We start from the raw sequence: 8865 nt of genomic DNA, 5'->3' as shown, positions 1-8865 counted from the left end.
CGGTGATCGATGGCGCCTCGTTCGGTGTGAGCCTGGCGGGATTTATCCTGATTGGCGTGCCCGGGGTAGGAGTCGCTCTGATCCTTGTGGGCATGGCCCTGGCCGTTGTGAATATCCTCTTGAATGCCATCGTCAGCCTCGCCCAGCTGGAGAATTATCGCTGGGATGAGAAGGTGGGGCTGTTCTTCAGTAATCTGTTCGGCGCCTCGACGCTGCCGGGGATCCTGACCCAGCAGCAGATGCGCCAGGCGGCGGATCGGCTGTTCGAGGGGAACGCTGATTACACGCAAGGTGCCATCAGCAGCGGCTTGTATGAAGAAGGTATCGATCTTCTTCTGACGCCGATGATCAATGATGTGGACGATCAGGATCAGACCAACCCGATCAAGGACATCGGGATGGTGAGCCAGGACACCAGCGTTCGCCAGCAGCCCAGGGGGTACACGTTGTCGCCGGCGGGGCTTGTTCCGGCTGATTTGGCCGTTTGGTCGGATGCCAAGGACAAGGGCAAAAGCGAGCAGGTCTACAAGGGCTGGTACCTGCGCCGTCGGGAGGCTCGCCGGGGGCGAGAGCGCAAGCTGATGGTGACGATGCCTTCCACGCCGAGTACGCGGCTGGAGGTGCTGGATTTTGGTCCGATACCGACGATCCTGCTGTTCGGCGCCACACCTCACCTGTTGCTGGAGGCCAATCCGTTCGGCTGGGCAGCGGGAGAGTCCCCGCAGGAGCAGGCCCTCAACAAATACCAGGTCAGGTTGCATCCCGAGACCGCCTACACCCTGCAGTTCAAAAAGAGCGTACTGACCTCAAAAGACTTTGACTCGAACTTTGGCAGCCGAACGGAGTTGATCGTGCCCGAGGGGGCCTTCCTGCGTTTGCCTCAAGTGAGCCTGGACCTGTCCGGCCAGGAGGATGCCCGCGAAACGCTGGCGGAGTTGGACCTGTCCCTGCCTTCGCTGGAGGTCATCAAGTTCAAGGACAAGAGTACTTTCCGGCTCGACCTGGTGAATGCCGCTGACCACGGCGCCTGCGCGCTGGAGCAGGTGGTGCGGACCGTCCAGCTGCCTGCCTATATCCGCTTCAAAAGCGGAGAAATCCACCCCGTGATGGCGGTGGTGGGGGAAGGCTCACGGATCACGCTGAGAAACTCGACGGGACGTTCGCTGCTGCTGCTAAGGCGGGAGGTTCGCCGTTGCGAGATTGAGATACAGGCATCGGTCAGCGGTTTTGCAGTTTCCGTTTAGGTACGAATCTGACGGTTCAATAAAGTTTAAGCACTTTAAGGGAATATAAGTGATGCGTGACAGGAAAGTAATAAAGATTACCGGGCATGCCGCCGCGGCGGACTCGAAGCTGGAAAAGGTCGAGTTGATTCTGACGGATACTTCGCTGAGATATTATGATCTCACCACCCGGCTGGACCCACGGGTAACATCTGTTAACAGGCAATCGTTCAAGGTGGAGGATCGTGATCAAGCCAAGCTGCAGGTGTCGTTGGAGGGCAATTTTTTTGTCAGCGAAGTCAAAGATGATGAGTTGATTCTAAGAAAGAACATAGAGAATAATTTAAAGCTCATTCTGCAAAACCAGACCCTTACCTTGAATCCTGATCTCTATTACGGAAATCGTTTATATAATGTTCTGGAAATGGATTTGCCGGAACTTCTTATTCCCGGGAATAACCAGCCGGTGATGTTGGGGAGCGCCGCCAGTCGGCCCTATGACTCGACAGCGCTGGTATTCAATGCAGAGAAGGAGGCGGATCTCGATCGATACCCAGGCGACACCCTGGTCAATTACGAAATCAAGCTGACCCGGCATGACGGGCGGCCGACGATCCCGACAACAGGGTATCTGAGTTTTGAGGAGATAAAGAAAGCCAAAGCAAAAGGTTTCGTTATTCTTCCGAGTGTTCCGACGTCAGCCTTCCATTTGAGCTCCCTGCAGTTTTCCTACCGTATTACGACGCGTGGGGGCGCTCGGATCAGCTCTTTGGAGGACGAAAAAAAAGATTTCCTGCTGATCATGGCTCGCGCGTCAAGCCATCAGCTTATCGATATGAAGGCCATCAACAAGACCCATAGCCTCGACTTTTTGGAGATGAAATGTCTATTGAATAGCCAGGACCTGTTCAAGTATTTGAATATCGATTTTCCTCGGTTCAGGGTCTTTTATGATTCGGGAAGTGAGGTGTCCTATAACAGTGTGCACCACCTTGGACTTTCAACGGCGGTCAAGAAAGTAGAGCATGGACTGCTGATTGATATGGCGTCGCTCGCATCGGTCACTTATCTTGATCAGGAATCTTTTTTACGCATGAAGGGATTGGCGTATTTTGAACAGGCACCACCGGAAATTGTCAATTTTTCCTATGAAATGCTCGACGCACATTATCAGCCGTTGAGCGAGGAACCCTATGTAGGTCGTGGTCACTTTAGAAAAGTCATCGAAGACGCTGCCGCGACGCGATTGTTCAATTTGGACAGGCAGGGCGATCCCTACTTTTTTCAGTTGGATATCAAGGACCCTTTAAAAGAAAATACCTCGGTTTGTTATTATCGAATCCTTCTGACGCCTCTCTTTCCCTCGGCGGCAATGGATCAGGTGTTTTTCTCCGAAGTTGACTTTTACTTTGATCGCGCGCTGACATTTTCAGCGATTGCCCAAGGGGCGGATCTCCCCCATGAGGACCTGGATATAGATCCCGTGGTCGAGGATTCCAAGCTGGAAGCGTTTCTTGAACAACATGTTTTGGCCTATACGGAGATTCCTTTCTCTTTTGAAAGAATGGCGAAAGATGTGTTCATGCGCGGGGGCTTTCCCGAAGCGGTGGCGAAGAATGTCTCTGTTCATGGCTATTCGAAAAGCGGAAGAAAGCTATTCAGTAGCGCCTGGCTGAAAAAGGCCAGCCTCGAAGAAACACCCGCCTGGTGGCAGGGTGTGGAAATACTGGTGCTCTGTATCTGGATGAAAAAGAGTGCCCTTTCGGCAACCCCTTCACCTTACACATACCGCGCGGAAAGGGAGTTTGAAGGGGGCACTTATGACGCACCGTATTTTCTGACCGTCGAAGGGAAATTCAATCCGTATACCTACATTCCCTGCCTGAAAGGCAACCATGAATATGAACTGGATCCGCTCTTTTCCAACATCCTGTATGTGGGGCAGGGGCGCAGCAAGGTTCAAGGTCGCGGCTCACCGAATACGATTTATCTGATGTGGGACTCCCACACCACCTTTGATTTCGCCGCGGAGGAAGACCTTCGCAAGGGCATGGCGCCTTCTCGTCTGAAGCTGATGGGGGTCGAACTGGAGCACATCACGATGCAGGTCCCGGGGCCGGAGGATGAGCGTTGGGGGAGTATCGTTTTAGAGTGGGCCGTGCTGGTCGATCCTGAAAAGGAGCTGGCCGCGACTCAGGATTCCGTGCTTCTGGCCAGGTTGGGGGGGCGCCAGACGTCGCTCAAGGAAGGCTCGTTGACGCTGGTCAATTTCTTGAAGGAGCCGATCGGCGAGTTTCTGGAAATCGAGATAAGGGGACGCCGGTACAGCCTGGAAGTGTCGCAAAACGACGGAAAGGTCCATTGGCGGCGACACGTTGACCTCAGTCGTGAAACGCTGGGTGAGAAAACCGTTCTGCGTCAGTGGAGTGGCAAGACAGAGTACGTGTTGCGCAACAGCATTCTGGGGCAGGCCAATACGCCCCTTTATCCCAGCGAAGACGGTCAGGATATTTTGATCGCGCGGGGTGACGTGGCCTATCTGCATGGCGGTCGGCATGAAACCCAGCTGGTCGGAAATTTACCCGAGAACTTTTTCTACCTCAACCAGGGTGGAACCGACAATGTGATTGCCAACGGTTATAGAAATACTATTGAAATTTCCGATGTATTGGGCGGGGACAAGGTGCTCTTCCTGTCTACAAAGAAAGAGGCGGTCAACTTTATTTCAGCCCCTGCTGTCAGTTTCAGAACGGCGCAAATAAAAGAGGATGACCTGTTCTTTTTTCTGGAAACGGACGAGCACCTGCTGACGATTTGCTTGAAAGGCATTCTGGCGTGGCAACGCTCCGCGCAAAAACGACTCAGCCTGCTGCTTGAGGAGGGGATGTTCAGCGCCGATCAGTTGATTGAATTCTTGAAACAGTCGGAGTTGAGTCATCGAGAGGAGGCTTATCGGTTCCAGTCGGCTCTACCGGAGCCGGCTCTTCAACAAGGCTTTACTCAATTGGCCGATAGGGTGGCTGAGGATAAGCACTCCAAGGCGTATCTGAAGGATCAGATCAACCAGTATGACGTGGTCGAAAAGGAATAAGGAGAAGCCCTGATGTCTGCGCAAGTCAAGTTCTTGGAGATGAACGAAGGTCGTTATAAGGTAGCGTGCCCTTTTTATGGAGAAAAGGACTATGCCTTCACGTTCAAATTTACCGCTGTTCACGCGGTCTGGCAGGCCCATGATGCCGATTCCGCCAGTCTTGTCGCCAAACCGAATATCTGGATGGGCGAAGAGAAAGAAGATCATTATGTTATTGAACAACGGCCAGGGGCTGCTGAGGAACGGGTGCTTTCTTATCGGCTAGGCCGAAGTTTTACATTGGTCTGCCTGAACGATCAGTTGTATCTGATGCTCAGGGTCTGGGAGGAAGATAAGGAGGGCAAGGTTTCAGCGGCGAGTCGGCGTAATAAAAGCGCGGTGAAAGTCGCCACCCGCATGGTCTCGGGAAAAGTCGAGCCGCTGATGTTCTCCCATCAGGATCCCTGTGTCATCAAACTGGAAACCAGGGAGGGGCTCTCGACCGTCAAGGTATGGAACACTAAAAAAAACGCGGAAGCGCCCTATATCCTGAGTGATTTCGGTGACGCATTTAATGATTTTTTCTCTGGTTTTAGTGAGTTTCAGTTCAATACCATTCCCGTGGCCATTAAAAATGGTCAGCACTCCTTGCGCCTGGAGAGAGTGGCGGCCTGGGTGGGCAACGCCCAGCCGGAGGGGGTGGAAAATTTCAGGGATTATCTGGAAGAAAAAGATCAGGTATTGAAGTGCTTTGGATATCGGCAATTACCTCTGGAACGCTTGTCTGCCTATTATCCGTTTCAGAAAAACAGATGGGGCACACTCAATGACGAGCTGTTTTACGCCGTGGAAAATACCCATTTCGATATCGAAACGACCCAGGGGCTGTGCTTTGATGCATTTAAAAATAAAGTCTCCCTTTCTTTAACGCCTTCGGCAGGCCAAGGGGCCTCGGGCAGTTTTATGTTGAATGTGTTGTTGAAGGAGCCGAGGTTGTTTGAGATCACGACGGTCGGCTCGTTGATTGATACGTGGAGTCGCAAGGAGCCAGTCTTTTCAAAGCGGCAATACGGGTTGAACTTTAAGAAAATTGTGGAGGACGTGGAGCGTTTTGATCCGACCGCGACCTTTGTTCCCGGTGCTCACTATAAAGATCGAACCCTTGCGGAAATGATCAAGATCGGTGCATTGGCGAGCAGGCTTCCGCTCTTTATGGAACAGCTGCGGGTGTCGAATTTTGAGGTGACGGGGCAACTGAAGGCAACCATGAGTCAGCTTCAGGTCAAACTGAACGAAGATAAAAAGGCCCTTTACACCCGTCGAGCCGATATTGGCGTTCTCACCTGCAAGACCTCCGTACCACAGAACAGCATCGTATTCACTGTGCAAATGCTAAGGCGAATGAAGGCCGACTCAGTGACTGGGGAACTGAGTCATGAAGAGAAAATGGTTTTCCATGACGACCAGGGTAACGACCGTGGGGCGATAGACTTGAAGGATTTCCCGTGTTTCCTGCTGCTTTCTCTGAGTGATGATCGAAAGGCCTTCAATGTATGCGCTGCCCGTACTGACAGCGATCTTTCCCGCGGGCTGGACGCTTCTTTGACGTATGCGATTGCCCCCGCCGCCGATCAAACCAAGCCTCAAGACAATCAAACCGTCAATGAAGTCATGCTGACGCTCGGCCTGGGAAGTACAGGGGGAGGCGGCCCGATGATCTCGATCAAGGATTTGAGTTTTTGGCGTAGTGCATTGTGGCGCCGTGAGGGGGGGCTGACGGTCGGGGATAAGGTCGACAAGGACTATAACGTGAAAACATTGGCCCACTTAAGCTTTTCCGGTTCGCTCAATCCTCTGGTCGAACAATATAAGAAATCTTTGAAGGTTTAGGTGGGTGTATGCAAAAGTTATCGTTTGACTACAGCCTGAATCAGTATGAGATATCAGGCGCTGGGCTGGACAAGGAAAAGCTGGCCTATCTTGAGTCCATCCTGAAGGTCTTGAAGCGCTACGCGGTTGTTTTTCCAAGTCTTTATTTGGAGGATACAACGATCAGGGCAACGCTGTTCGGGAAGACTTACACCCTGGGCGAAATCTATACCCAGGGGAGCGGGGAGCAGCGAGTGATTTATCCCTGTTTTCGACATCAGTGGAGCTTTGATTTTACCCGGGATATTCAGTCCTTTGTGCTTTGGCGGGAGATGAATGAATCGCTAAGAGCGACTTATTCGGAGCTTGAGTCGGATTTGTTGACCGCAAGAGAGGGCGTTGCGCACGCGCGGGTCCATTTGGCCTTGCTCAAGGATTTCATCGCAATGGCCAAGGCCGAGGGCAATCACCTGACTGAAAAGCGGGAAGAGTTGAGCTTTTTGAAGGGGTTGATCTCACTCTATTATCTGGGTGTCGTCCAAAAAAAATGGCGGGTGTTTCAGGGTGTCAACTTACCGGTGAGCCCCTCCCGACCGGGTGTGCGTGTGAAACGTGCTGTGGGCACGTCGCTCAATCTGCTGATTGGTGAGGATATTGCCAGTACCCTGCTGTATCAATCACTTATAACCTATGAAAATCAACATCCGTTGACGCTGATCGATTTTTATTTTTCCTACAAAAATAGAGGTGCGTTGAAAGATCCCGATGATTTAATCAAGTTCTCCATTTCGTTTAAAGAGGTATTTCGACGGATCTATGGCAGCGAATGGCAGATCAGTGCAATCGCTTTTCCCACCATTGTCGATGTCTTGAACCCCAGTGCGGCAATCCCCATGGATCCAGAGGACGCTCATCGATATATCGGCAATCTGGATAAGGAGTTTGTACGTTTCAGAAAGGAAAATCTGGATCGGTTGATTGGGCTTGATCAGGACTTGGGCGTCCACAGCATCAGCAGCTACCATCAGGCGCGATCACATGATATCGATACGTTCTTCGGTCGCGGCCGACCCAGTCCGATTAATGTCCTATCGATTGATTACATCAGCCCACGGGCGGCAGGTGCTCCGTTTGACGGCATCATCAACATCGTCGGTCATGCGGATATTTTTGGTTTGGCCGGCGTCTCCAGTGCTGAGAGAGTAGCCGGCTGGATATACAGTAATGTTACGAGCGTATTTGGAAGGGAACCTGCCAGGTTCAAGGAAATCAGGTATCTTAATTTTGCCGCGTGTAATTTCCCCAAGGCCATGGCGGAGTATGTCGCGGCGCTTTTTGTCGAGCGCTGCCTGGAGGCGGGGCGCTTTGATGTACGGGGCGGGGACGGTGTAGAAAGACGCTGGATCCCGAATATAACCGTTATTTGCAGTCCTCACGCTTCTTTGGTGGCGTCCGCAAGCTCAGGCCTGGTACCGTTCAATGCGACGGATATCAAGGATAGAATGGCTCCTCTTCCGGGTGTCGTGCTAAGAATCATGAAGGAGATGCAATCGGCCGAGTTTATTGATTTTATATCGAAGACTGGCGCTTGGGATTTTGCTGCGCCCGCGGTTCAGCGCTTCTTGCAGGAAACCCATGTGTTTTCCGTCGCCGGTCTGGTCAAGGAGGCTTTTCAAGGCGGTGTTGTATCAGAGGCTGAGTTTGACCAGGCCAAGCAGGAAAAAGCGTCTGGTTATAGTGTTTATGAGCGCGATCTGGAAGAGGAACGAAAGAGGAGAAGGGCTGAGACAGTTGCGATTGGTGAAATGCCGTCTTTGCTGCTTGGGCCTTTGGCAGAGGCGCGGCACATTGCCCGTATGGAACACTTGGCTTATGAGATGGTTTCCATCAGGCCCAAGGGCGCGGAAGCATTTTTACGGGTCAACACATTTGAAACCATGCGCCAGTTGCACGGGTATTATGCGGAAATAAAAAATCGCTATCTCTCTCGCAAACCGGATGGAACCATTGATGCCGATGCGAAGGTCAATAGTCAACAGTACAAGAGGGCCTTGGAGGATTTGAGAGCAGAAAACAGAATCAAGATTCTGATTGATCCGTTCGATCCTGGATATCATTACAAACGGCAGTTGATACTCAAGGGCTTTCGTGAGCATTTAGGTATTGCCTATCGGGAGTTTCAGGATTTCCCGTTCTACAGTGCGCACTATTCCCCGTTGTATGGTGTGCAACCTGATAATTATGCAACGACGTCCTACTACAGTCAGCAGTTGGCGCAGATTCTCTTTGTCGTTACCAAGCAAGAGTACAGGGAGATGACAGGGATTGAGGTGGACAGGATTCACATGTCCCCTGAAAGTAGTGTGCCGGACTCTATCTTCACTAAGGTTCAGCAGCACTTTAACGCTTTGACCATGAGGGCAATAGTGATTGGCGCACCCCTCTATCTCAGTCTTTTGGGCAGCGAGCAATTTGGCGTGTCGACGCGAGACCTGAGAGCGCTGCTCGAATCAGGCGAGGAAACCAAGATTCTTCCCGCCATCGATCAGCTGGAAAACAGTCTGAAACGAAAGAAGGCGTTGCTGCAGGATTCGACGTCCTTGATACACCTGCAAGAGACCCAGGAAAACCTCGGTCGTGCCAAGACCGCCATCGAGAAAAAGCAGCTGTCTCCCGCCGTTCTGAAGACCAGCGCCCGCGTGG

The 8865-nt window shown here is 52.0% G+C and carries 2 protein-coding genes and 2 pseudogenes; all 4 read left to right on the top strand.

The window, feature by feature from the left end; translation table 11 throughout:
* A pseudogene (locus HX830_RS31720) lies at nucleotides 1–1244 on the top strand (hypothetical protein); the annotation flags it as partial.
* Between the two features lie 52 nt (nucleotides 1245–1296).
* On the top strand, nucleotides 1297–4314 hold the full coding sequence (locus HX830_RS31715; RefSeq protein WP_177104780.1) for a hypothetical protein: 3018 nt from the start codon (nucleotides 1297–1299) through the stop codon (nucleotides 4312–4314).
* Nucleotides 4315–4326: 12 nt separating this feature from the next.
* On the top strand, nucleotides 4327–6183 hold the full coding sequence (locus tag HX830_RS31710) for a hypothetical protein (protein WP_177104779.1): 1857 nt from the start codon (nucleotides 4327–4329) through the stop codon (nucleotides 6181–6183).
* 8 nt (nucleotides 6184–6191) lie between these two features.
* Nucleotides 6192–8865: pseudogene (locus HX830_RS31705) on the top strand (hypothetical protein); the annotation flags it as partial.

The sequence above is a fragment of the Pseudomonas gingeri genome (genome assembly GCF_013385425.1).
Taxonomy (GTDB): domain Bacteria; phylum Pseudomonadota; class Gammaproteobacteria; order Pseudomonadales; family Pseudomonadaceae; genus Aquipseudomonas; species Aquipseudomonas gingeri_D.
The sequence above is the reverse complement of the archived record's forward strand: the minus strand, read 5'-3'. Positions and strand labels throughout refer to the sequence as shown.

Coding starts and splice junctions, on each gene's coding strand:
- HX830_RS31715 (WP_177104780.1), top strand. CDS start 1,297: ATGCGTGACAGGAAAGTAATAAAGATTACCGGGCATGCCGCCGCGGCG.
- HX830_RS31710 (WP_177104779.1), top strand. CDS start 4,327: ATGTCTGCGCAAGTCAAGTTCTTGGAGATGAACGAAGGTCGTTATAAG.